The 23859-nt window shown below is 71.6% G+C and carries 17 protein-coding genes; 13 read left to right on the top strand and 4 right to left on the bottom strand.

The window, feature by feature from the left end; translation table 11 throughout:
* Positions 1 to 47: 47 nt before the first annotated feature.
* Positions 48 to 761, bottom strand: coding sequence for a maleylpyruvate isomerase family mycothiol-dependent enzyme (locus ACZ64A_RS12265; RefSeq protein ID WP_469809949.1), 714 nt, complete (start codon positions 759 to 761; stop codon positions 48 to 50).
* 223 nt (positions 762 to 984) lie between these two features.
* Between ACZ64A_RS12265 and uvrA the strand changes: the two genes are divergently transcribed.
* Complete coding sequence (uvrA, locus tag ACZ64A_RS12270; protein WP_469809950.1) at positions 985 to 4020, top strand: excinuclease ABC subunit UvrA; 3036 nt, start codon at positions 985 to 987, stop codon at positions 4018 to 4020.
* A 241-nt stretch (positions 4021 to 4261) separates the two neighbouring features.
* Here the strand turns inward: uvrA and ACZ64A_RS12275 are convergent, their stop codons facing one another.
* Both ACZ64A_RS12275 and ACZ64A_RS12280 read right to left on the bottom strand, forming a co-directional pair.
* Positions 4262 to 5170, bottom strand: a complete 909-nt coding sequence (locus ACZ64A_RS12275) for a carbohydrate kinase family protein (protein ID WP_469809952.1) — start codon at positions 5168 to 5170, stop codon at positions 4262 to 4264.
* Positions 5167 to 6222: a LacI family DNA-binding transcriptional regulator gene (locus tag ACZ64A_RS12280; RefSeq protein WP_469809953.1), complete on the bottom strand. Its 1056-nt coding sequence runs from the start codon at positions 6220 to 6222 to the stop codon at positions 5167 to 5169. Before ACZ64A_RS12280 ends, ACZ64A_RS12275 begins: the two co-directional genes overlap by 4 nt.
* 207 nt (positions 6223 to 6429) lie before the next feature.
* Here ACZ64A_RS12280 and ACZ64A_RS12285 point away from each other — a divergent pair, with 207 nt between their 5' ends.
* The 12 genes from ACZ64A_RS12285 (at position 6430) to pgi (ending at position 21527) form a co-directional block, all read left to right on the top strand.
* The gene (locus ACZ64A_RS12285) at positions 6430 to 6837 is read left to right on the top strand and encodes a Rieske (2Fe-2S) protein (protein ID WP_469810184.1); all 408 of its coding nucleotides are present in this window, start codon (positions 6430 to 6432) and stop codon (positions 6835 to 6837) included.
* A 284-nt stretch (positions 6838 to 7121) separates the two neighbouring features.
* On the top strand, positions 7122 to 9248 hold the full coding sequence (gene uvrC, locus ACZ64A_RS12290) for an excinuclease ABC subunit UvrC (RefSeq protein ID WP_469809954.1): 2127 nt from the start codon (positions 7122 to 7124) through the stop codon (positions 9246 to 9248).
* On the top strand, positions 9245 to 10204 hold the full coding sequence (gene rapZ, locus ACZ64A_RS12295) for an RNase adapter RapZ (RefSeq protein WP_469809955.1): 960 nt from the start codon (positions 9245 to 9247) through the stop codon (positions 10202 to 10204). Before uvrC ends, rapZ begins: the two co-directional genes overlap by 4 nt.
* Positions 10201 to 11268, top strand: coding sequence for a gluconeogenesis factor YvcK family protein (locus ACZ64A_RS12300; RefSeq protein WP_469809956.1), 1068 nt, complete (start codon positions 10201 to 10203; stop codon positions 11266 to 11268). Before rapZ ends, ACZ64A_RS12300 begins: the two co-directional genes overlap by 4 nt.
* Positions 11259 to 12248 (top strand): DNA-binding protein WhiA, encoded by a 990-nt coding sequence (gene whiA, locus ACZ64A_RS12305; RefSeq protein ID WP_031143855.1) that lies wholly within the window; start codon positions 11259 to 11261, stop codon positions 12246 to 12248. Before ACZ64A_RS12300 ends, whiA begins: the two co-directional genes overlap by 10 nt.
* A gap of 147 nt (positions 12249 to 12395) precedes the next feature.
* Entirely contained in the window at positions 12396 to 15344 is a 2949-nt protein-coding gene (locus ACZ64A_RS12310; RefSeq protein ID WP_469809957.1) for a M14 family metallopeptidase, read from the top strand.
* A 358-nt stretch (positions 15345 to 15702) separates the two neighbouring features.
* Entirely contained in the window at positions 15703 to 16713 is a 1011-nt protein-coding gene (gene gap / locus ACZ64A_RS12315; RefSeq protein WP_469809959.1) for a type I glyceraldehyde-3-phosphate dehydrogenase, read from the top strand.
* Positions 16714 to 16861: 148 nt separating this feature from the next.
* Complete coding sequence (locus ACZ64A_RS12320; RefSeq protein WP_469809960.1) at positions 16862 to 18073, top strand: phosphoglycerate kinase; 1212 nt, start codon at positions 16862 to 16864, stop codon at positions 18071 to 18073.
* Between the two features lie 6 nt (positions 18074 to 18079).
* Positions 18080 to 18856, top strand: a complete 777-nt coding sequence (gene tpiA, locus ACZ64A_RS12325) for a triose-phosphate isomerase (protein ID WP_469809961.1) — start codon at positions 18080 to 18082, stop codon at positions 18854 to 18856.
* A 108-nt stretch (positions 18857 to 18964) separates the two neighbouring features.
* Positions 18965 to 19201, top strand: coding sequence for a preprotein translocase subunit SecG (secG, locus tag ACZ64A_RS12330; protein WP_469809962.1), 237 nt, complete (start codon positions 18965 to 18967; stop codon positions 19199 to 19201).
* A gap of 217 nt (positions 19202 to 19418) precedes the next feature.
* On the top strand, positions 19419 to 19754 hold the full coding sequence (locus tag ACZ64A_RS12335; protein ID WP_010352468.1) for an RNA polymerase-binding protein RbpA: 336 nt from the start codon (positions 19419 to 19421) through the stop codon (positions 19752 to 19754).
* A gap of 123 nt (positions 19755 to 19877) precedes the next feature.
* On the top strand, positions 19878 to 21527 hold the full coding sequence (gene pgi, locus ACZ64A_RS12340) for a glucose-6-phosphate isomerase (protein WP_469809963.1): 1650 nt from the start codon (positions 19878 to 19880) through the stop codon (positions 21525 to 21527).
* Between the two features lie 26 nt (positions 21528 to 21553).
* Here the strand turns inward: pgi and ACZ64A_RS12345 are convergent, their stop codons facing one another.
* Positions 21554 to 23836 (bottom strand): FtsX-like permease family protein, encoded by a 2283-nt coding sequence (locus ACZ64A_RS12345; RefSeq protein WP_469809964.1) that lies wholly within the window; start codon positions 23834 to 23836, stop codon positions 21554 to 21556.
* Positions 23837 to 23859 lie beyond the last annotated feature (23 nt).

Raw genomic sequence — 23859 nt, forward strand, 5'->3', positions numbered from 1 at the left:
ACCGTCAGCCTATCGCCGGGACGCCGCCGGAGAACCCGGAGCCGCTCCTACAGGGGCGGCAGGGCCGGCAGCGGGCCGCCCTCCACGTCGAGCGCGGTCCCGTCGCGCCGCCCGGCCAGCCAGCCCAGCAGGTCCGCAGGCTTCCCGGAGACGGTGACCTCGGCATCCGCCACCTCGGCACCCGCGGCGGCCTGCCCGCCGTCCCGTCCGGTGCGCCACACGCGCGTGCCGTCCGTGACGAGGGTCGCCGGCACCTCGGGATGCCCGCGGAACCGGGCCGCGAGGAAGTCGATCTCCCGCTCGGTGAAATCGGCCGGCAGGTCCTCCAGCTCGTAGCCGATCCCGAGGTCCACGTGGTGCAGCTCGACCTCGGCCCAGCGCCGGAACGGCACCCGGGCCGCGGCGTCCGTCACGCCGTTGCGCAGTTCGACGGTCCGCGCCCAGTCCTGGGGGGCGGCGCCGGCCGCCTGGAAGCGCTCGCCGCTCTCGCGCAGATCGGCGAGCTGGGCGTCCAGGCCGCGGGGGGCGTCCCGCTCGATGTCCTCGTCCCGGGCCTCGCCGGAGACGTACATGGGACGGCCCTCGAGAACGTTCACGAGGGCGTCGGCGTTGCGGGCGATGTGAGCCAGGACATGTCCGCGGCTCCAGCCGGGCAACCGTGACGGCTCGGCCACCGACGCGTTGTCCAATCCGGCGACTGCGCTGAGGAGCCGGTCGGTGGCGTCACGTACAGACGCCAGGTCATGCGCGTGATCAATCATGGTGCTGACATTAGCCGCGCCACACGTTCGGGTGAAGCGGGCGCCGCGAAGCCGTAATTCGAATGCGCGTGCTATATGGTCGGTCGTGGCGTCGGGCATGCTGGAGAGCCGGGGTTTGTTGTCACCTCATGAATCCGACCGGCGTTGTCAGTGGCTCCCCCTAGTCTGGGAAAAGACGGGGGCCCCGCCCCTGTCACTTCTCTCAAGAAAGGTGCGGACCGGCGTGGCCGACCGTCTCATCGTCCGTGGCGCGCGCGAGCACAACCTGAAGAACGTCTCGCTCGACCTGCCTCGGGACTCGCTCATCGTCTTCACGGGCCTGTCCGGGTCGGGCAAGTCCTCCCTGGCCTTCGACACGATCTTCGCCGAGGGCCAGCGGCGCTATGTGGAGTCGCTCTCCTCGTACGCCCGCCAGTTCCTCGGCCAGATGGACAAGCCGGACGTCGACTTCATCGAGGGCCTGTCCCCGGCCGTCTCCATCGACCAGAAGTCGACCTCGCGCAACCCGCGCTCCACGGTCGGCACCATCACCGAGGTCTACGACTACCTGCGTCTGCTCTTCGCGCGCATCGGCAAGCCGCACTGCCCCGAGTGCGGCCGGCCCATCACGCGCCAGTCGCCGCAGGCGATCGTCGACCGGGTCCTGGAGCTGCCGGAGGGGAGCCGCTTCCAGGTGCTCTCGCCGCTGGTGCGCGAGCGCAAGGGCGAGTTCGTCGACCTGTTCGCCGACCTCCAGGCCAAGGGCTACTCCCGCGCCCGTGTGGACGGGGAGACGATCCAGCTCTCCAGCCCGCCCACGCTGAAGAAGCAGGAGAAGCACACCATCGAGGTGGTCGTCGACCGCCTCACCGTGAAGGACTCCGCCAAGCGCCGCCTCACCGACTCCGTGGAGACGGCCCTCGGGCTGTCCGGCGGCATGGTCGTGCTCGACTTCGTCGACCTCGCCGAGGACGACCCCGAGCGTGAGCGGATGTACTCCGAGCACCTGTACTGCCCGTACGACGACCTGTCCTTCGAGGAGCTGGAGCCGCGTTCCTTCTCCTTCAACTCGCCCTTCGGCGCCTGCCCCGAGTGCACCGGCATCGGCACGCGCATGGAGGTCGACCCGGAGCTGATCGTCCCGGACCCCGACAAGACCCTCGACGAGGGCGCGATCCACCCCTGGTCGCACGGCCACACCAAGGACTACTTCGACCGTCTGGTCGGCGCGCTCGCCGACGCCCTCGGCTTCCGCACCGACATCCCCTTCGCGGGCCTGCCGCAGCGGGCGAAGAAGGCCCTGCTCCACGGCCACAAGACGCAGATCGAGGTCCGCTACCGCAACCGCTACGGGCGCGAGCGGGTGTACACGACGCCGTTCGAGGGCGCGGTGCCCTTCGTCAAGCGCCGGCACAGCGAGTCCGAGTCCGACGCGAGCCGGGAGCGCTTCGAGGGCTACATGCGCGAGGTGCCCTGCCCCTCCTGTCAGGGCACGCGCCTGAAGCCGGTCGTCCTCGCGGTGACGATCATGGAGAAGTCGATCGCCGAGGTCTCGGCGATGTCGATCAGCGACTGCGCGGACTTCCTCGGCAGGCTCAAGCTGACCGCCCGCGACAAGAAGATCGCCGAGCGGGTCCTGAAGGAGGTCAACGAGCGGCTGAGGTTCCTGGTCGACGTCGGCCTGGACTACCTCTCGCTGAACCGCGCGGCCGGCACCCTCTCCGGTGGCGAGGCCCAGCGCATCCGGCTGGCGACCCAGATCGGCTCCGGCCTCGTCGGCGTCCTGTACGTCCTCGACGAGCCGTCGATCGGTCTGCACCAGCGCGACAACCACCGGCTGATCGAGACCCTCGTCCGGCTGCGCGACATGGGCAACACGCTCATCGTCGTCGAGCACGACGAGGACACCATCAAGGTCGCCGACTGGATCGTCGACATCGGCCCCGGCGCCGGTGAGCACGGCGGCAAGGTCGTGCACAGCGGTTCCCTGAAGGAGCTGCTCGCCAACAAGGAGTCGCAGACCGGCCAGTACCTGTCCGGCCGCAAGGCGATCCCGCTGCCCGACGTGCGCCGCCCGCGCGACCCGTCCCGGCAGCTCACCGTGCACGGCGCCCGGGAGAACAACCTCCAGGACATCGACGTGTCCTTCCCGCTGGGCCTGTTCACGGCGGTCACCGGCGTGTCCGGCTCCGGCAAGTCGACCCTGGTCAACGACATCCTGTACACGCACCTGGCGCGCGAGCTGAACGGCGCCCGGGGCGTCCCCGGGCGGCACACGCGCGTGGAGGGCGACGACCTCGTCGACAAGGTCGTGCACGTCGACCAGTCGCCCATCGGCCGCACCCCGCGCTCCAACCCGGCGACGTACACCGGCGTCTTCGACCACATCCGCAAGCTGTTCGCCGAGACCACCGAGGCGAAGGTGCGCGGTTACATGCCGGGCCGCTTCTCCTTCAACGTCAAGGGCGGCCGCTGCGAGAACTGCGCGGGCGACGGCACGATCAAGATCGAGATGAACTTCCTCCCGGACGTCTACGTCCCGTGCGAGGTCTGCCACGGCGCCCGCTACAACCGGGAGACCCTGGAGGTCCACTACAAGGGCAAGTCCATCGCCGAGGTCCTGAACATGCCGATCGAGGAAGCGATGAACTTCTTCGAGGCCGTCCCCGCGATCAACCGCCACCTGAAGACGCTGAACGACGTCGGTCTCGGCTACGTCCGCCTCGGCCAGTCCGCGACCACCCTGTCCGGCGGTGAGGCGCAGCGCGTCAAGCTCGCCAGCGAGCTGCAGAAGCGCTCCACCGGCCGCACGGTCTACGTCCTGGACGAGCCGACCACCGGTCTGCACTTCGAGGACATCAGCAAGCTGCTGAAGGTGCTCTCCGGCCTGGTCGAGAAGGGCAACACGGTCATCGTCATCGAGCACAACCTCGATGTGATCAAGACCGCCGACTGGCTCGTCGACATGGGCCCCGAGGGCGGCGCCGGCGGCGGTCTGGTGGTCGCCGAGGGCACGCCCGAGGAGGTCGCCGCGGTGCCGGCCAGCCACACCGGCAAGTTCCTGCGCGAGATCCTCGACGCGGACCGGATCAGCGACGCCACCGTGCCCGCGGCCCGCCGCAAGGCACCGGCGAAGACCGTGGCGGCGGCAGCGGGGACCCGCAAGACCGCCACCAAGGCGGTCGGCGGCACGGCTGCCAAGAAGACGGCGGCTGCCAAGAAGACGGCGGCGGCCGGGAAGACGGCCGCGGCGAAGACGACGCGGGCGCGCAAGGCCTGACCCGCGCCACCAACGGGCGGTGCCCCCGCGGAGATCCTCCGCGGGGGCACCGCCCGTTCGCCCTTCCGGCCGCTCGGACGTCGGCGGCCCCGCGCGGGCCGGGCCACACACCCGATGGCTGGCCGCCGTCTCCCGGCCGCGCGCCCCGTCCTCACCCCGCCGTCTGCCGACCGGGCACCTGTCAGCCCGCCGTCTGCCGGCCCGGCACCCGTCACTCCGCCGTCTGCCGGCCGCGCGCCCGTCAGTCGTCCAGCTCGCGGGCGTACGGCGGCTCCGCGCCCGCCCGGGAGCAGGTGACCGCTGCCGCGCGGGCCGCGTATCGCAGCAGTTGCTCCCAGCCGTCGGGGCCCAGTGCCGCCAGCGCCGTGAGGGAGAGGGCGTCGCGGGAGGCCAGGCCGTGCAGCAGGGCCGCGTTCACCGTGTCACCCGCGCCGATCGTGTCCACGACGTCCACCGGCTCACCGGGCACGGCGTGCACCGCGCCGTCCGCGGTGAACGCCGTCAGGCCGTCCCCGCCCTGCGTGATCACCACGGCCGACGGGCCGGCGGACAGCCACTCCCGCGGTGTGCCGCCCAGCCACAGGGCGTCCTCCTCGGAGAGCTTGAGCAGGGTCACGAAGGGCAGCCAGCTCTTGAACCGGGCCCGGTAGGCGTCGGCGTCGGGGATCAGCCCCGGCCGGATGTTCGGGTCGAGGGCGGTGAACACGCCCTGCTCCGCCGCGCTGCGCATCAGCTCCTCGTACGCGCTCGCGCCCGGCTCCAGCACCAGCGAGCAGGTGCCGAAGGACACCGCCCGGGTCCCGGCCGGCAGCGCGGGCGGCGCCGTAAAGAGCCGGTCGGCCGTGCCCTCGACGTAGAAGGAGTACGCGGCCGAGCCGCCCGGGTCGATCGTGGCGACGGCCAGTGTCGTCGGCTCACCGCCGCGCTGCACGGCCGAGACGTCCACCCCGGCCGCGCGCAGCCCGTCGAGCAGGGCCTCCCCGAAGGCGTCCCGGGAGACCCGGGAGCAGAAGGCGGTGCGGGAGCCCAGCCGCCCCAGGGCGACCGCCGTGTTGTACGGCCCGCCGCCGAGCGCGGGCCGCAGGGCGGCGAGGGCGCCCGTGCCCTGCGGCACCAGGTCGATCAGGGCCTCACCGGCGACGACGATCATGCGACGGTTCCTTTCCGGGACTCTTCGGGGGAGGGCTCTTCCGGGCAGCCGCACGAGGTGCGGTGGACGAAGGAGCAGGGCAGGCGCACGGTGCGGGCGGGCAGCTCCGGCTCGGCGAGCCGCTCCAGCAGCACGCGGACGGCGGTGGCGCCCAGCTCCCTGCTGGGCTGGGCGATCGCGGTCAGGTGCGGGGAGAACACATCCGCCCAGGCGAAGTCATCGAAGCAGCACAGCGCGATGTCCCCGGGCACGGTCAGGCCCCGGGCGTGCAGGGCCCGCAGGGCGCCGATGGTCATCGCGTTGTTGGCGCTGACCACAGCGGTGGGCGGTGCGGCGAGAGCCAGCAGCTCGGCGGTGGCACGCTCGGCACCGCCCGCCTCGGAGTCGCCGTGGACGACGAGCCGCTCGTCGTGGGGGAGAGCGGCGGCCGCGAGACCGTGCCGGTAGCCGCTGATCCGTTCCCGAGTGGTGCTGAGCCCGGGCAGCCCGGCGACCAGGCCGATCCGGCGGTGCCCGAGGCCGGCGAGATGGCTGACGAGCCGGGCGGTCGGTGCGGCGTTCTCGGCGTGCACCTGGTCGAAGCGGAAGGCCGCCTCCGCGGGAACGTCGACGGCACGGTCGAGGAAGACGGTGGGCACGGCGTGGCGGGCGAGGTAGCCGACCAGGTCGTCGGGGCGGGCGGACGGCGCGACGATCACCCCGTCGACGCGGCGCTCGTGCAGCAGTTGCACGACCCGGCGCTCATGTCCGGGATCGTCGTGCGGATCGGCGATGAGCAGGCTGTAGCCCTCCTTCAGCGCGGCCGCCTCGACGCCCTGGAGGATCTCGGTGAAGTAGGGGTTGCTGATCGCGGAGACCGCGAGGCCGATGGACCGGGTACGGGAGGTCACCAGCGAGCGGGCCAGCGTGTTCGGGGTGTATCCGAGCGCGTCGACGGCGTCCAGCACCGCCTGGCGGGTCTGCGGAAGCACCGGCCGGGTGCCGTTCAGGACGTGCGAGACGGTCGCGACGGACACGCCGGCCGAGCGCGCGACGTCGGCCATGGTGGGCATGCGGGGTCTCCCCTTCCCGGCTCTGGATGCGGGCCTGGCACGGAAGCTATCCGATCCACAGGCCGGCCGTAAACGCTTGCGCAAACGTTTACGTCCTCCTGTGCACCGCGTCGCGCAGGTCCACCGGCCGGGGAGCCGACGATTCGCGGCCCGATCAGGGGCGGTATCGTGCCGCTCGCACCACCGTCCGACCTCGTGGAGAACCTCATGTCCGGCAGCCCGGTCCCCAGCCGCCGCACCCTGCTGAAGGGCGCCGCCGCCGTCCCCGCCGCCGGGCTGGGCCTCGCGGCCTGCTCCGGGCAGTCCGAGTCCGACGGGCCGGTGGACGTCGGCCCCGAGAGCGAGGTCCCCAAGGGCGGCGCGAAGCTGGACCGCAAGCACAACGTGGTGGTCAGCCGGGACAACACCGGCACGCTCAAGGCGTTCAGCACGGTCTGCACGCACGCGGGGTGCCCGATCGCCAAGCTGGAAGGCACCAGGCTGACCTGCACCTGCCACGGCAGCCAGTTCGACGCCACCACCGGCAAGGTGCTGCACGCCCCGGCCACCGAGCCGCTCACGGAACTGACGGTCCAGGTCAAGAACGGCCGGATCGTGGCGAATCCCTCGGCCTGAGGCCGGCCTGAGCCCCGCCGGTCCCGCCTGAGGCCCCGGCCCGAGACCGGCCCGGGGCCCTGGCCCGAGACCGGCCTGAGGCCCTGGCCCGAGACCGGCCTGAGGCCCTGGCCCGAGACCGGCCTGAGGCCCTGGCCCGAGACCGCTCCGGGCACCGCCCGGAGACCCGCCTGAGCCCGCACGCGCGGCGGCCCGCACACCTCCCAGCCCGACGCCTCCGGACACCCCCCGGCGTTGTCCACAGCCGCGCCGCGCTGTCGGTGCGCGCCAGTAGGGTGTGAGACATGGCCGACCCCTCCAGCTACCGCCCCAGGCCGGGTGAGATCCCGGACTCCCCGGGGGTGTACCGGTTCCGCGACGAGCACCGCCGGGTGATCTACGTCGGAAAGGCGAAAAGCCTGCGCCAGCGCCTGGCGAACTACTTCCAGGACCTGACGAACCTGCACCCCCGCACCCGCTCGATGGTGACCACGGCCGCGTCCGTGGAGTGGACGGTGGTGTCCACGGAGGTCGAGGCGCTGCAGCTGGAGTACTCCTGGATCAAGGAGTACGACCCGCGCTTCAACGTCAAGTACCGCGACGACAAGAGCTACCCCTACCTCGCGGTGACGATGAACGAGCAGTTCCCGCGGGTCCAGGTGATGCGCGGTCACAAGAAGAAGGGCGTGCGCTACTTCGGGCCGTACGCCCACGCGTGGGCCATCCGCGACACCGTCGACCTGCTGCTGCGCGTCTTCCCGGTGCGCACCTGCTCGGCCGGCGTCTTCAAGAACGCCTCCCGCACCGGCCGCCCCTGCCTGCTCGGCTACATCGGCAAGTGCTCCGCCCCCTGCGTCGGCCGGATCACCCCCGAGGACCACCAGGAGCTGGCCGAGGAGTTCTGCGACTTCATGGCCGGCCGCACGGGCACCTACCTGCGTCGTCTGGAGAAGCAGATGATGGAGGCGGCCGAGGAGATGGAGTACGAGCGTGCCGCCCGGCTGCGGGACGACATAGGGGCCCTGAAGAAGGCCATGGAGAAGAACGCGGTCGTGCTCGCCGACGCGACCGACGCCGACCTCATCGCCGTCGCCGAGGACGAGCTGGAGGCGGCCGTGCAGATCTTCCACGTGCGCGGCGGACGCGTGCGCGGCCAGCGCGGCTGGGTCACCGACAAGGTGGAGGAGATCACCACCGGCGCCCTCGTCGAGCACGCCCTGCAGCAGCTCTACGGCGAGGAGAGCGGGGACGCCGTGCCCCGGGAGGTCCTCGTCCCGGCGCTGCCCGACCCGCTGGAGCCGGTGCAGGAGTGGCTGACCGGCCGCCGTGGGTCGAACGTGTCGCTGCGCATCCCGCAGCGCGGCGACAAGAAGGCACTGATGGAGACGGTGCAGCGCAACGCCCAGCAGGCGCTCGTGCTGCACAAGACCAAGCGCGCCTCCGACCTCACCACGCGCTCGCGCGCGCTGGAGGAGATCGCCGACGCCCTCCAGCTGGACAGCGCCCCGCTGCGGATCGAGTGCTACGACATCTCCCACCTGCAGGGACAGGACGTCGTGGCCTCCATGGTCGTCTTCGAGGACGGACTCGCCCGCAAGGGGGAGTACCGCCGCTTCCAGATCAAGGGCTTCGAGGGGCAGGACGACGTCCGCTCCATGCACGAGGTGATCACCCGCCGCTTCCGGCGCTACCTCGCCGAGAAGGAGCGCACCGGCGAGTGGGCCGACGAGGACGGCACCGGCGCCGCCGACGGCGCGGACGGCCTGACCGGGAGCGTCGACGGCCTGCCCGGCAGCGCGGACGGCCTGCCCGAGAGCCCGGGCGAGGCGAACGGCTTCAAGGACGAGGAGGGCCGGCCCCGGAAGTTCGCCTACCCGCCCCAGCTCGTCGTCGTCGACGGCGGGCAGCCGCAGGTCGCGGCCGCCAAGAGGGCCCTCGACGAGCTGGGCATCGACGACGTCGCCGTGTGCGGTCTCGCCAAGCGCCTGGAGGAGGTCTGGCTGCCGGACGACGACGACCCGGTGGTCCTGCCCCGCACCAGCGAGGGGCTCTATCTGCTGCAGCGCGTCCGCGACGAGGCGCACCGCTTCGCGATCACCTACCAGCGCACCAAACGGGCCAAGCGGTTCCGGGCCAGCCCCCTGGACGACGTGTCCGGCCTCGGCGAGACGCGCAAGCAGGCCCTGCTGAAGCACTTCGGTTCGCTGAAGAAGCTGCGCGCCGCCACCATCGACCAGATCTGCGAGGTCCCCGGCATAGGCCGCAAGACGGCCGAGACGGTCGCCGTGGCCCTCGCCCAGGCGTCCCCGGCCGCACCCGCCGTCAACACGGCGACCGGAGAGATCATTGAAGAGGAACCCGGCACGATGGGTTCCGACGGGGAACCCGTGACGACGGGCGCCCCGGACGAACGACGGGGGCAGGAGACATGACCGTGAACAAGCACGACGGGCAACAGGGCCGAGGCGGAGACGGAGCACACGTGAGTACGGGCACGAATGGCGAGACGCCCGGGGTCCCCGACGCGGCCATCCCCGAGCTGGTGATCATCTCCGGCATGTCCGGAGCGGGCCGCTCGACCGCGGCCAAGTGTCTGGAGGACCTCGGCTGGTTCGTCGTGGACAACCTCCCGCCCGCCCTGATCCCCACGATGGTGGAGCTCGGCGCGCGCTCGCAGGGCAATGTCGCGAGGATCGCCGTCGTCGTCGACGTACGCGGCCGGCGCTTCTTCGACAATCTGCGCGAGTCCCTCGCCGACCTCGACAGCAAGGGCGTCACCCGGCGGATCGTCTTCCTGGAGTCCTCCGACGAGGCGCTGGTGCGCCGCTTCGAGTCCGTGCGCCGCCCGCACCCGCTGCAGGGCGACGGCCGGATCGTCGACGGCATCGCCGCCGAGCGCGAGCTGCTGCGGGAGCTGCGGGGCGACGCCGACCTGGTGATCGACACCTCCAGCCTCAACGTGCACGAGCTGCGCGCCAAGATGGACGCCCAGTTCGCGGGCGAGGAGGAGCCCGAGCTGCGGGCCACCGTGATGTCGTTCGGCTTCAAGTACGGCCTCCCGGTGGACGCCGACCTGGTCGTGGACATGCGGTTCCTGCCCAACCCGCACTGGGTGCCGGAGCTGCGCCCGTTCACCGGGCTCAACGAGGAGGTCGCCGCCTACGTCTTCAACCAGCCCGGGGCCAAGGAGTTCCTGGACCGCTACACCGAGCTGCTCCAGATGGTCGCCGCCGGCTACCGGCGCGAGGGCAAGCGCTATGTGACCATCGCGGTCGGCTGTACGGGCGGCAAGCACCGCTCGGTCGCCATGTCGGAGAAGCTCGCCGCGCGGCTCGCCGCCGAGGGTGTGGAGACGGTGGTCGTCCACCGGGACATGGGACGGGAATGACACGACGTACTCCCCGGCTGAGCCGGCTGCGCCGGGTCGTGCCGGAAGGGCGTGCGAGCCGGCCCGTCGAGGTCCGCGGCGCACGGCCGCGCCGCCGGGGCGCCCAGCCCAAGGTGGTCGCCCTCGGCGGCGGCATGGGCCTGTCCGCCTCGCTCGCCGCACTGCGCCGGATCACCGGCGACCTCACGGCCGTCGTCACCGTCGCCGACGACGGCGGTTCCAGCGGGCGTCTGCGCGACGAGCTGGGTGTGCTGCCGCCTGGTGACCTGCGCAAGGCGCTGGCCGCGCTGTGCGGCGACGACGAGTGGGGGCAGACCTGGGCGCGGGTCATCCAGCACCGCTTCCAGTCCCAGGGCGAGCTGCACGAGCACGCGGTCGGCAATCTGCTGATCGTGGCCCTGTGGGAGCAGCTCGGCGACCACGTCAAGGCGCTCGACCTGGTCGGCAAGCTGCTCGGCGCGCACGGGCGCGTGCTGCCCATGTCGGCCGTGCCGCTGGAGCTGCAGGCGCTGGTCAAGGGGCACGACCCGGAGCGCCCCGAGGACGTGGACACCGTGCGCGGGCAGGCCACCGTGGCGCTCACCCCCGGCGAGGTGCAGTCGGTGCACCTGGTGCCGCACGACCCGCCGGCCGTGCCCGAGGCCGTCGAGGCGGTGCTGGACGCGGACTGGGTGGTGCTCGGTCCCGGCTCCTGGTTCTCGTCGGTGATCCCGCATCTGCTGGTGCCCGATCTGCTGGACGCGCTCACCCAGACCAAGGCACGCCGGGTGCTCTCGCTGAACCTCGCGCCGCAACCCGGCGAAACCGAAGGCTTCTCACCGCAGCGTCATTTGGAGGTTTTGGGGCGACACGCCCCTAAACTCGCCCTCGACGTGGTGCTGGCCGACGAGGCCGCCGTGCCCGACCGCGACTCGCTCACCGAGGCCGCCAAGCGGCTCGGCGCCGCGGTCGAGCTGGCGCCGGTGGCGCGGACGGACGGAACTCCCCGGCACGACCCCGAGCTGCTGGCCGCCGCGTACGACCGTATTTTTCGGATGCATGGAAGGATCGGCCCATGGCGATGACGGCAGCGGTGAAGGACGAGATCTCCCGGCTTCCCGTCACCCGGACCTGCTGCAGGAAGGCGGAGGTCTCCGCCATTCTGCGGTTCGCCGGCGGCCTCCACCTGGTGAGCGGGCGCATTGTGATCGAGGCCGAGCTGGACACCGCGATGGCGGCCCGCCGGCTCAAGCGGGACATCCTGGAGATCTTCGGCCACAGTTCGGAGCTGATCGTGATGGCCCCGGGCGGGCTGCGCCGCGGCTCGCGTTACGTGGTGCGGGTGGTCGCGGGCGGTGACCAGCTGGCCCGCCAGACGGGACTGGTGGACGGCCGCGGCCGGCCGATCCGCGGCCTGCCCCCGCAGGTGGTCTCGGGGGCCACCTGCGATGCGGAGGCGGCCTGGCGGGGTGCCTTCCTCGCGCACGGCTCGCTCACCGAGCCCGGCCGCTCCTCCTCCCTGGAGGTGACCTGCCCCGGTCCCGAGGCCGCGCTCGCCCTGGTCGGAGCCGCCCGCCGGCTCTCCATCGCCGCGAAGGCCCGTGAGGTGCGCGGTGTGGACCGGGTCGTGGTCCGCGACGGCGACGCGATCGGCGCCCTGCTGACCCGGCTCGGCGCGCACGAGTCGGTGCTGGCCTGGGAGGAGCGCCGGATGCGCCGCGAGGTGCGGGCCACGGCGAACCGGCTGGCCAACTTCGACGACGCCAACCTGCGCCGCTCCGCCCGAGCCGCGGTCGCCGCGGGCGCCCGGGTGCAGCGCGCGCTGGAGATCCTCGCCGACGACGTGCCCGAGCACCTCGCGGCCGCCGGCCGGCTGCGGATGGAGCACAAGCAGGCGTCCCTGGAGGAGCTGGGCGCGCTCGCCGACCCGCCGCTGACCAAGGACGCCGTGGCGGGCCGTATCCGCCGGCTGCTCGCGATGGCCGACAAGCGCGCCTCCGACCTCGGCATCCCGGGCACGGAGGCCAACCTCAGCGACGAGCTGGCCGACAACCTGGTCGGCTGACACCCCCTCACGAACGCCGGTGGCTTGGGCCGTTCAGGTTCGGGCCACCGGCGTTTGCGTGTCTTTGTGGCGCTCTTGACTCGATCATGCAGTGACATGAGCCTGGCAACCATTCGCCACTGTGGCGAACTTCTGTCAGGGGGGTTCATGAGACCCAGAGCGAGATCGATCCTCGCTGTCGGCGCGCTCCTGCTCGGCGGAGCGAGCCTCGCACCCATCGCCCAGGCACAACCGTCGGCCGCCCACGACGCGGACGAGATCAAGGTCTTCCGCGCCGACGTCACCGAGGAGCAGGTACCCCTGCTGCTGGCCGCCGGACAGGACGCCCACGAACTCGGCGAGCGCGCCCCGCGGCACGGCAGGACCGCCGTCGAGGTGTACCTCACCGACGAGCAGGCCCGAAAGCTGCGCAGGCAGGGCGTCGTGCTCACCGAGCACACCCTGTCCGCCCGCTCGGACAAGCGCCTGAAGAGCGCCGCCCAGGGCGTCTTCCGGCCGTACAGCGGACCCGGGGGGCTCAAGGAGGAGATCGTCCGGACCGGGCAGCAGCACCCCGGCCTGACCAAGGTCGTCTCCATCGGCAAGACGGTGGGCGGCCAGGACATCCTCGCGGTCAAGCTCACCAAGGACGCGAAGCGCACCAGGGACGGCTCCAGGCCGGCCGTGCTGTACATGTCCAACCAGCACGCGCGCGAGTGGATCACCCCGGAGATGACGCGCCGGCTGCTGCACCACTACCTGGACCACTACGCCACCGACCGGCGCATCAGGAAGATCGTCGACTCCACCGAGCTGTGGTTCGTGATCTCCGCCAACCCCGACGGCTACGACTACACCTTCAAGGACGCGAGCACGCGTCTGTGGCGCAAGAACCTGCGGGACGTCAACGGCGACGGCGTCATCTCCACCGGCGACGGCGTCGACCTCAACCGCAACTTCCCCTACAAGTGGGGCTACGACGACGAGGGCTCGTCGCCCAACCCCACGAGCGAGACCTACCGCGGCGCCGCCCCGGCCTCCGAGCCCGAGACCCGGGCCCTGGACGCCTTCGAGAAGCGCGTCGGCTTCCGGTACGCGATCAACTACCATTCCGCCGCCGAGCTGCTGCTCTACGGCGTCGGCTGGCAGGTCGCCACCCCGACCCCCGACGACGTCCTGTACAAGGCGCTCGCCGGCACACCGGAGCACTCCGCGATCCCCGGCTACCACCCGCAGGTCTCCTCGGAGCTGTACACCACCAACGGCGAGGCGGACGGCCACGCGGGCAACGTCAACGGCACGGCGATGTTCACCCCGGAGATGTCGACCTGCCAGACCGCGTCGGACGCCGACCCGAACGACGCCTGGAACGCGGCGGACTGCCGTTCGGTCTTCACCTTCCCGGACGACGAGAAGCTGATCCAGCAGGAGTTCGCCAAGAACGTCCCCTTCGCCCTGTCCGTCGCCGAGACGGCCGCCCACCCCGACCGCCCGGCCTCGTCGGTCGGCCTGAGCGCCGCCGACTTCACCCCGGCCCCGTTCACCACGTCCTGGTCTCGCGGCGCGGGCCAGCAGGTCTCCGTCGTCGTACGCAAGTCCGTGCGGGACAAGGAGCTGAAGTACCGCGTCGACGGCGGACGGGTGCACGACATGGCGCTGCGGCCGTGGAAGGGCGGCGAGCGCTACGGCGGCGCCGACCACCTGTACTTCGACGAGTACCGGGCCACGATCGAGGACGGCGACCCGGGCCAGAAGGTCGAGGTGTGGTTCACCGGCGAGACGAGGAGCGGCAGGCGCACGTCGAGCGCGCACTTCACCTACACCGTCGCCGAGCGGCCCCGCGCCGACACCCTCGTCGTCGCGGAGGAGGGCGCCCCGGCCACGCAGACGCAGACCTATGTCGACGCGCTCAGGGCGACCGGGCACCGGGCCGTCGTGTGGGACGTGGCCGGCCAGGGCGCGCCCGACGCGCTGGGCGTGCTGAAGCACTTCCGCACCGTCGTGCACTACACGGGAGCCGCCGTCCCCGGCAACGCCACCCAGCTCCAGCTGCGCGCCTACCTCAACGAGGGCGGCAAGCTCATCGAGGCGGGGGAGCGGGCCGGCGGCAGCGTCGACCTCGGCGGCGGCACCCTGTCGGACGACTTCAGCCAGTACTACCTGGGCGCCTACTCGCGCACCTCGACCCCCGGCGCCACCGGATTCACCGGCTCCGGCGCGCTGAACGGCTTCACCGGGCCGCTGGCCGGGGCGCCGGGCAACCCGCTGGACAAGGCGGGGACGTACGGCGTGACCTCCGAGGAACTGCCCGTCGCCTCCTACCCGCAGTTCGCGAGTGCGGGCGCCGGCCAGTTTGCCGGGACCGTCAACCCGTACGGGCCGTACTCAGGCGCGTCGATGGCGGCCGCCGTGCACACCGACGACGCCTACAAGCGGCTCACCCGCACCATCGACCTCACCGGTGTGACCGCCGCCGACCGGCCCACGCTGCGGATGCGGCTGCTGTGGGACACCGAGCCGGGCTACGACCACGCGCTCTTCGAGGCGCACGGCGTCGGCGCCGACGACTGGACGACGCTGCCCGAGGCGGGCGGCGCGACCAGCACCAAGGTGCCGGAGGAGTGCGGGGGCGGGTTCTACGTCGGTGAGCACCCGTGGCTGAAGCACTATCTGACCCTCACGGCCGGCGGCTGCACCGCGACCGGTACCACCGGGGCCTGGAACAGCCTCACCGGCGCCTCCAGTGGCTGGCAGCAGGTGAGCTTCGATCTCGGCGCGTACGCGGGCCGCAGCGTCGAGGTCTCGCTCAGCTATGTCACCGACCCCGGCACCGGCGGGCACGGCGTGCTCGCCGACGACGTCCAGCTCGTCACCGGGGGGAGCGTGCGGGAGACCGAGGGGTTCGAGACGTCGCTCGGTGCCTGGAAGGCCGCCGGCCCGCCGGCGGGCAGCCCGGCCGTCCTGAAGGACTGGGCGCGCAGCGGAGCGCTGTTCCGCACCTACGGCGCGGTCACCACGAAGGACACGGTGCTGCTCGGCTTCGGACTGGAGCACCTGACGTCCGCGGCCGACCGCGCGGCACTCCTCGCACGGGCGTTCGCCGCGCTGCGGCGGTGACGTTTCGACCGGGTGACGCAGGCAACGTTGACAGATGCGGCCTTTGTTGTTCCACAGGTGAGCGCAGCCCGTCTCAGGGGTGCACGAAAAGGGGCCGCATCAGGTGAGCCGACCCGCTCACGAACGAGTGACAACGGCGTCAATAAGGGTAGGCATTCCGCAGTAAACCCGGGCGAATCCATCGCCGATCCACGTGGTCCGTACCCCTACCGGCGGGTACGGACCGCCTGCCCGCGTATGTGACATCTCGATGTCACTCCGGGGGTCTCGGAGAGGTAGGGTCGGGGGTGGTCGGGGACATCCCAAACAGAGCTCGCCGGCTCCGCATGGCCGGCGTACCCAGCGAGGAGATCGGTTCGTGACGATCCGCGTAGGCATCAACGGGTTTGGCCGCATCGGTCGGAACTACTTCCGCGCGCTGCTTGAGCAGGGCGCCGACATCGAGATCGTGGCTGTCAATGACCTGGGTGACACCGCGACCACCGCACACCTGCTGAAGTACGACACCATCCTCGGCCGCCTCAAGCAGGAGGTCACGCACACCGAGGACACCATCACCGTCGACGGCAAGACCATCAAGGTCCTGTCCGAGCGCAACCCCGCCGACATCCCGTGGGGCGAGCTGGGTGTCGACATCGTCATCGAGTCGACCGGCATCTTCACGAAGAAGGAAGACGCCGAGAAGCACATCGCCGGCGGCGCCAAGAAGGTCCTCATCTCGGCTCCGGCCAAGGGCGAGGACATCACCATCGTGATGGGCGTCAACCAGGACAAGTACGAGCCGGCGAACCACCACGTCATCTCCAACGCCTCCTGCACCACCAACTGTGTGGCGCCGATGGCCAAGGTCCTCGACGAGAACTTCGGCATCGTCAAGGGCCTGATGACGACGGTGCACGCGTACACGAACGACCAGCGCATCCTTGACTTCCCGCACAAGGACCTGCGCCGCGCCCGTGCCGCCGCCGAGAACATCATCCCGACCACCACGGGCGCCGCCAAGGCCACCGCGCTGGTCCTGCCGCAGCTCAAGGGCAAGCTGGACGGCATCGCGATGCGCGTGCCGGTTCCCACCGGCTCCGCCACCGACCTCGTGGTGACGCTTCAGCGCGAGGTCACCAAGGACGAAGTCAACGCCGCGTTCAAGAAGGCCTCCGAGGACGGCGCGCTCAAGGGCTTCCTGGCCTACACCGAGGACGAGATCGTCTCCTCGGACATCGTCGGCGACCCGGCCTCCTGCACCTTCGACTCGTCCCTGACCATGGTCCAGGACGGCAACTCGGTGAAGATCCTCGGCTGGTACGACAACGAGTGGGGCTACTCCAACCGCCTCGTCGACCTCACGGTCTTCGTCGGCAACCAGCTCTGATCGTTTTCTGAAGCAAGCATCTCGATGCGGTAGCAGGGCTCGGTCGGTGCGCACCGTCGCGTACCGGCCGGGCCCTGACGCACGTACAGGACCGGTCCCCTTTACGATCACGGAGCACCACGAGCCCTCCTCAGGAGAGTCCCCAGCAATGAAGACGATCGACGAACTTCTCGCCGACGGCGTGAGCGGCAAGCGGGTCTTCGTCCGCGCCGACCTCAACGTGCCGCTCGCCGACGGCACCATCACCGACGACGGCCGCATCCGCGCCGTGCTGCCCACCGTCAAGGCCCTCGCCGACGCGGGCGCCAAGGTGGTCGTCGCCTCCCACCTCGGCCGCCCCAAGGGCGCGCCGGACCCCGCCTTCTCCCTCGCCCCGGCCGCCGCGCGCCTCGGCGAGCTCCTCGGCAGCGACGTCGCCTTCGCGACGGACACCGTCGGCGACTCCGCCAAGTCCACCGTCGCGGGCCTCGCCGACGGCCAGGTCGCCGTCATCGAGAACCTGCGCTTCAACGCCGGTGAAACCGCCAAGGACGACGCCGAGCGCGCCGCCTTCGCCGGGCAGCTCGCCGCGCTGGCCGACGCCTACGTCGGCGACGGCTTCGGCGCCGTGCACCGCAAGCACGCCTCCGTCTTCGACCTGCCGAAGCAGCTCCCGCACTACGCCGGGTACCTCATCGCCACCGAGGTCGGCGTCCTGAAGAAGCTCACCGAGGACGTCCAGCGGCCCTACGTCGTCGCCCTCGGCGGCGCCAAGGTCTCCGACAAGCTCGCCGTGATCGACCAGCTCCTCGGCAAGGCCGACCGCCTCCTCATCGGCGGCGGCATGGCGTACACCTTCCTCAAGGCCAAGGGCTACGAGGTCGGCATCTCCCTGCTCCAGGAGGACCAGGTCCCGGTCGTCAAGGAGTACATGGAGCGCGCCGAGAAGAGCGGCGTCGAACTGGTCCTGCCGGTCGACGTGCTGGTCTCCCCGGAGTTCCCCGACCTGAAGACCAAGGCCCCGGCGACGTACACCACCGTCGACGCCGACGCCATCCCGGCCGACCAGGAGGGCCTGGACATCGGTCCGAAGACCCGGGAGCTGTACGCCTCGAAGCTCGCCGACGCCGCGACCGTCTTCTGGAACGGTCCCATGGGCGTCTTCGAGCACCCCGACTACGCCGGAGGCACCCGGGCCGTCGCCCAGGCCCTCGTCGAGTCCAAGGGCTTCACCGTCGTCGGTGGCGGTGACTCCGCCGCCGCCGTGCGCACCCTCGGCTTCGACGAGAACGCGTTCGGTCACATCTCGACCGGCGGCGGCGCCTCCCTCGAATACCTCGAGGGCAAGACGCTCCCCGGCCTCGCCGCACTGGAGGACTGACCCCGTATGACCACTCGCACGCCGCTGATGGCGGGCAACTGGAAGATGAACCTCAACCACCTCGAGGCCATCGCCCACGTCCAGAAGCTCGCCTTCGCCCTGGCCGACAAGGACTACGAGGCCGTCGAGGTCGCCGTCCTGCCGCCCTTCACCGACCTGCGCTCCGTGCAGACCCTGGTCGACGGCGACAAGCTGAAGATCAAGTACGGCGCCCAGGACATCTCGGCCCACGACTCCGGTGCCTACACCGGCGAGATCTCCGGACCGATGCTGGCCAAGCTGAAGTGCGCGTACGTGGCCGTCGGCCACTCCGAGCGCCGCCAGTACCACGCCGAGACCGACGAGATCGTGAACACCAAGGTCAAGGCCGCCTTCAAGCACGGCCTGACCCCGATCCTGTGCGTCGGCGAGGAGCTGGACGTCCGCGAGGCGGGCAACCACGTCACCCACACCCTCACCCAGGTCGAGGGCGGCCTGAAGGACGTCCCGGCCGAGCAGGCCGAGACCGTCGTGATCGCCTACGAGCCCGTGTGGGCCATCGGCACCGGCAAGGTCTGCGGCGCCGAGGACGCGCAGGAGGTCTGCGCCGCGATCCGCGCCAAGCTCGCCGAGCTGTACTCGCAGGAGCTGGCCGACAAGGTCCGCATCCAGTACGGCGGCTCCGTCAAGGCCGGCAACGTCGCCGAGATCATGGCCCAGGCCGACATCGACGGCGCCCTGGTCGGCGGCGCCTCGCTGGACGCCGACGAGTTCGTCAAGATCGTGCGCTTCCGCGATCAGTGAGGCGAGCTGTGAGTATGCGGTGACGGCGTTTCGTCGTACCCTTGCGGGGGCCGGGGGATGTCCGCCGGCCCCCGTCGTCCATCCGATTCCGAGGAAGTTGGTCCAGCCGTGGTTCTGGGGTTCTCGATCGCCCTGATCGTCTTCAGCCTGTTGCTGATGCTGCTGGTGCTGATGCACAAGGGCAAGGGCGGCGGCCTCTCCGACATGTTCGGCGGCGGCGTGCAGTCCTCCGTCGGCGGCTCCTCGGTCGCCGAGCGCAACCTCGACCGCATCACCGTGGTCGTCGGTCTGCTGTGGCTCGCGTGCATCATCGTCCTCGGCATCGTCATGAAGTCGAACGGCTGACGGCACACATCACGCACATCAGGCACATTCCCCTACGTAAAGCCCCATGGTCGGTACGCGCCGCGGAGCGCGGCCTATCATGGGGCTTGCGTCTGCGTGCCGGGGGGCTGTAACTCCCCTCACTGGACGCGCGTTGGGCCTTACGTAGACTGAGGCGCTCGCGGCGAAGCGAAACGCCGACTAGCTTCGCGGCACCATCACGCAGGGAGTTACGACCGTGGCAAGTGGCAACGCGATCCGAGGAAGCCGGGTCGGGGCTGGGCCGATGGGCGAGGCCGAGCGCGGCGAGTCCGCGCCCCGGCTGCGCATCTCCTTCTGGTGCTCCAACGGGCACGAGACGCAGCCGAGCTTCGCCAGCGACGCGCAGGTGCCCGACACGTGGGACTGCCCGCGCTGCGGCTTCCCGGCCGGGCAGGACCGGGACAACCCCCCGGCCCCGCCGCGCACCGAGCCGTACAAGACGCACCTCGCGTATGTGCGCGAGCGGCGCAGCGACGCGGACGGCGAGGCGATCCTCGCCGAGGCGCTCGCCAAACTGCGGGGCGAGATCTAGCACTTGACGACCGGCCGGGCACCTCGGGGCGCCCGGCCGGACGTGTGTGCCGCCCCGGCGCCTCCCGATGATCGATTAGGTTGGGACCGCTGGGAAAGGCACGAAAGAAGGCTGACGTCGGACATGAACACGGACGCCCGCACGAGGCTCCACCGGACTCCCGCATGGGAGGCGCTCACCAAGCACCGCGAAGAGCTGGCCGAGACGCATCTGAGAGATCTGTTCGCCGCCGACCCCGGACGCGGCACCGGGTACACGCTGCGCGTCGGTGACCTCCACATCGACTACTCCAAGCACCTGGTCACCGACGAGACCCTGCGTCTGCTGCGCGAGCTGGCCGCCGCGGCGGACGTGTCCGGCCTGCGGGACGCCATGTTCCGCGGCGAGAAGATCAACGTCACCGAGGACCGGGCGGTCCTGCACACCGCGCTGCGCGCCCCGCGGGACGCGGTCGTCGAGGTCGACGGGGAGAACGTCGTCCCGCGGGTGCACGCCGTGCTCGACAGGATGGGCGACTTCGCCGAGCGGGTCCGCTCCGGGGCGTGGACCGGCCACACCGGCAAGCGCATCCGTAATGTCGTCAACATCGGCATCGGCGGCTCGGACCTGGGCCCGGCGATGGCGTACGAGGCCCTGCGCGCCTACACCGCCCGTGAGTTGACGTTCCGTTTCGTCTCCAACGTCGACGGCGCCGACCTGCACGAGGCGCTGCACGGCCTGGACCCGGCCGAGACGCTGTTCGTCATCGCCTCCAAGACGTTCACGACCATCGAGACGATCACCAACGCCACGTCGGCGCGGGCCTGGCTGCTCGACGCCCTCGGCGACGAGAAGGCGGTCGCCCGGCACTTCGTCGCCCTCTCCACGAACGCCGGGAAGGTCGCCGCGTTCGGCATCGACACGGCCAACATGTTCGAGTTCTGGGACTGGGTCGGCGGACGGTACTCCTACGACTCCGCGATCGGCCTGTCGCTGATGATCGCCATCGGCCCCGACCGCTTCCGGGAGATGCTCGACGGCTTCCGGATCGTCGACGAACACTTCCGCACGGCGCCGCCCGAGGCCAACGCGCCGCTGCTGCTGGGCCTGCTGGGCATCTGGTACGGCAACTTCCACGGCGCCGAGTCGCACGCCGTGCTGCCGTACTCGCACTACCTCGCCAGGTTCACGGCGTATCTGCAGCAGCTGGACATGGAGTCCAACGGCAAGTCGGTGCAGCGCGACGGGCAGCCGGTGCAGTGGCAGACGGGGCCGGTGGTGTGGGGGACGCCCGGCACCAACGGACAGCACGCGTACTACCAGTTGATCCACCAGGGCACCAAGCTGATCCCGGCGGACTTCATCGGGTTCGCCGAGCCGGTGGCGGAACTGAGCGACCGTCTCGAGGCGCAGCACGATCTGCTGATGGCCAACTTCTTCGCGCAGACGCAGGCGCTGGCCTTCGGCAAGACGCCCGAGGAGGTGCGCGCGGAGGGCGTGCCGGAGGAACTGGTCGCCCACAAGACGTTCAGGGGCAACCACCCGACGACCACCATCCTCGCCCGCGAGCTGACGCCGTCGGTGCTGGGGCAACTGGTCGCACTGTACGAGCACAAGGTGTTCGTGCAGGGGGCGATCTGGAACATCGACTCCTTCGACCAGTGGGGCGTGGAGCTGGGCAAGGTCCTCGCCCAGCGGATCGAGCCGGCGCTGACGCAGGGGGCGGACGTGGCGGGGCTGGACGCGTCGACCAAAGCGCTGGTGTCCACGTACCGCGCGCTGCGCGGGCGCTGAGGCTCCCGCCGCGAAGGCCGTAAGCCCTACGCCACGGCGCTGAGCGTGTCCGCGAGGCGCCGGCGTGCCGCCCGTGCCGCCGGGAGGGCGGCCAGCGCGATCGCGCCCGCCGTCGCGGTCACCGTCAGCAGAAGCAGGACCGTCGCCGAGGGTGTCTGGGCGATGCCCGCGCCGATACCGCTCGTCGTGCCCTGGGTGTCGACCAGCCAGTGGGACAGCGGGACGCCGAGGGCCAGCGCCGCCACCACCGCGGTGAGCGTGGTGAGCGCCGTCGCCGTGACGGTGATCGCCGTGATCTGCCGCGGGGAGAGACCGATCGCCTTCAGCGCGAGCAGGTCCCGCTCGCTCTCGCGGACGGTGGCCCCGATCGCCGTGAGCAGTTCCACGACCCCGATGAGGGCCAGCACGGCGATCAGGCCCGCGACCACACCGCGCAGCGGCGACAGGCCGTCGGCCGGGTTCGTCACCCGGTGCACGTCCAGGTGGCCGTGGGCCGCCGCCGTCAGCGAGGCGGCGACCACGCCGGGGTCGGCGCCCTCGCGCAGCCGGAGCTGGTACAGGCTCGGGCGCAGGCCGGGGTCGTTCTCGCGGAGGGTGTCCAGGGACGTGGAGATGACCCGGCCGGCGTTCTCCGGTTCGATGCTGCGGCCCACGATGTGCAGGATCTGCGGCTGCTCGCCGACCGTCATCCGGACCCAGTCGCCGACGCGGACGTCCAGCAGGTCCAGCAGGCCCTGACCGGCCACCGCCTCGTCCGGGCCCCGCGCGGCGCGGCCCTCGGCGAGGGGGTAGGGGTAGGGCGAGGCATGGGTGCCAAGACCGCGCAGCGCGATCGTCGCCGTCTGGCCGGGGACCAGCGCCGCCACCTCCACCCCCGGGTAGGCCGCGGCGATCTGCGGGGTGCGGGCGAACTGGGCCCGCGTGGCGGCGTCGGTCGTACCGGCGTCCGTGCGGACGGTCAGCGCCGCCGGCAGGCCCATCCGATCGGGAGCGCTGTGGAAACGGTCGATGGTCGTCCAGGCGCCCAGCGCCACCACGATCAGCAGCAACGGAAGCGTCAGACGGGCGATCGTCGCCGCGCCGCGCGGGCCCCGGGTGAAGGCGCGGTGCCAGCCGAGCACCAGACCGGGCGGCACGCCGAGCCCCAGCGCCCGGCGGACCGGGCCCGAGAGCCGGCCGGCCGCCGGGGCCGCCGGGCGCGGCACCGGCACCGGCGGCACCCTGCCCGCCCGCCAGGCCGCGAGACCCGTGACGGCGGCGATGAACAGCACTGCCGCGACCGGCACCCCGGCCAGCGCCGCGGTGTGGCCGGGCAGGCCCTGCCACACGCCGACCGCGTCGCCCAGCCGGCCCGGCACACCGCTGCCGAGGCCCTGCACCAGCACGGCCGCGGCCACCGCGCCGAGCAGGGCGTAGGCCACGTGCTGGAGCAGGAAGATCCGTACCACCTGGGCGGGCGTGAAGCCGATCGCCTTCAGCACCGAGATGTCCCGCAGATGGCCGCGGATACGGGTGGCCAGCGCGCCGTGCACCGCCAGCCCGGCGGCGAGCAGCGCGCCCAGGCCGAAGAGACCGAGCACCTGGCCCAGCAGCCGGGTGTCGCCCTGGGCCTCGGCACGGGCCTGCTGCCAGGTGGCGACCTCGCCGACGGTGCCGGCGCCGAGCGCGGTCACGGCCCGCTGCACGGCGTAGTCCGTGTCGCCCGGGTCGGTCAGGCGCAGCCCGACGACCCGGCCGTACGGGGCGTGCAGCGCGGCCGGTGGGGCCCAGACCAGGCCGGGCCGCTCCCCGGGACGGTAGCCGGGCTCGGCGCTGTCGGCGATGCCGACGACGGTAAGCGTGCGGCGGGTGCCGGGCACGGTCAGCGTGTCTCCGGGCTCGGCCAGCAACGCGTGCGCGAGCCGGCTCTCCAGCACCACGCCGTCGGGGTCGGCCGGCCGCAGCCACTGTCCGGAGGTGATCAGCGGGCGGCCGACCGCCGGGCGGCCGTCCGTGGCCCGCAGTTCGACCGCGGCGCGGGTACCGCGGGCGGCGACGGTGACCGACTCGGTGGCGTAGGGGCCGGCGACGGAGGCGACGCCGTCGAGTGCGGCGAGCCGGTGGGTGTCGGCCGTGGCCGTGGTGTGCAGCCACACGTGGGCGCCGCGGGACTGGGTGAAGACCCGCTGCCAGGGGTTGGTGGCGTAACCGAACAGGGCGGTGGCCAGCAGCAGCGACGCGACGATCCCGGCGGTGGCCAGCACGATGAACAGGGCCTCGCCGCGGTGCGCGCGCAGATCGGAGTGCGCCCAGCGCAGAGTCGCTCGCACCGCCCTCAGCCCCTCACACCGGC

It is taken from the genome of Streptomyces sp. NPDC104814 (assembly GCF_055583185.1).

Bases quoted from the DNA above. Each gene is read 5' to 3' on its own strand.
- ACZ64A_RS12265 (WP_469809949.1), bottom strand. From the start codon at position 761: ATGATTGATCACGCGCATGACCTGGCGTCTGTACGTGACGCCACCGAC.
- ACZ64A_RS12275 (WP_469809952.1), bottom strand. From the start codon at position 5,170: ATGATCGTCGTCGCCGGTGAGGCCCTGATCGACCTGGTGCCGCAGGGC.
- ACZ64A_RS12280 (WP_469809953.1), bottom strand. From the start codon at position 6,222: ATGCCCACCATGGCCGACGTCGCGCGCTCGGCCGGCGTGTCCGTCGCG.
- ACZ64A_RS12285 (WP_469810184.1), top strand. From the start codon at position 6,430: ATGTCCGGCAGCCCGGTCCCCAGCCGCCGCACCCTGCTGAAGGGCGCC.
- uvrC (WP_469809954.1), top strand. From the start codon at position 7,122: ATGGCCGACCCCTCCAGCTACCGCCCCAGGCCGGGTGAGATCCCGGAC.
- rapZ (WP_469809955.1), top strand. From the start codon at position 9,245: ATGACCGTGAACAAGCACGACGGGCAACAGGGCCGAGGCGGAGACGGA.
- ACZ64A_RS12300 (WP_469809956.1), top strand. From the start codon at position 10,201: ATGACACGACGTACTCCCCGGCTGAGCCGGCTGCGCCGGGTCGTGCCG.
- whiA (WP_031143855.1), top strand. From the start codon at position 11,259: ATGGCGATGACGGCAGCGGTGAAGGACGAGATCTCCCGGCTTCCCGTC.
- ACZ64A_RS12310 (WP_469809957.1), top strand. From the start codon at position 12,396: ATGAGACCCAGAGCGAGATCGATCCTCGCTGTCGGCGCGCTCCTGCTC.
- ACZ64A_RS12320 (WP_469809960.1), top strand. From the start codon at position 16,862: ATGAAGACGATCGACGAACTTCTCGCCGACGGCGTGAGCGGCAAGCGG.
- tpiA (WP_469809961.1), top strand. From the start codon at position 18,080: ATGACCACTCGCACGCCGCTGATGGCGGGCAACTGGAAGATGAACCTC.
- pgi (WP_469809963.1), top strand. From the start codon at position 19,878: ATGAACACGGACGCCCGCACGAGGCTCCACCGGACTCCCGCATGGGAG.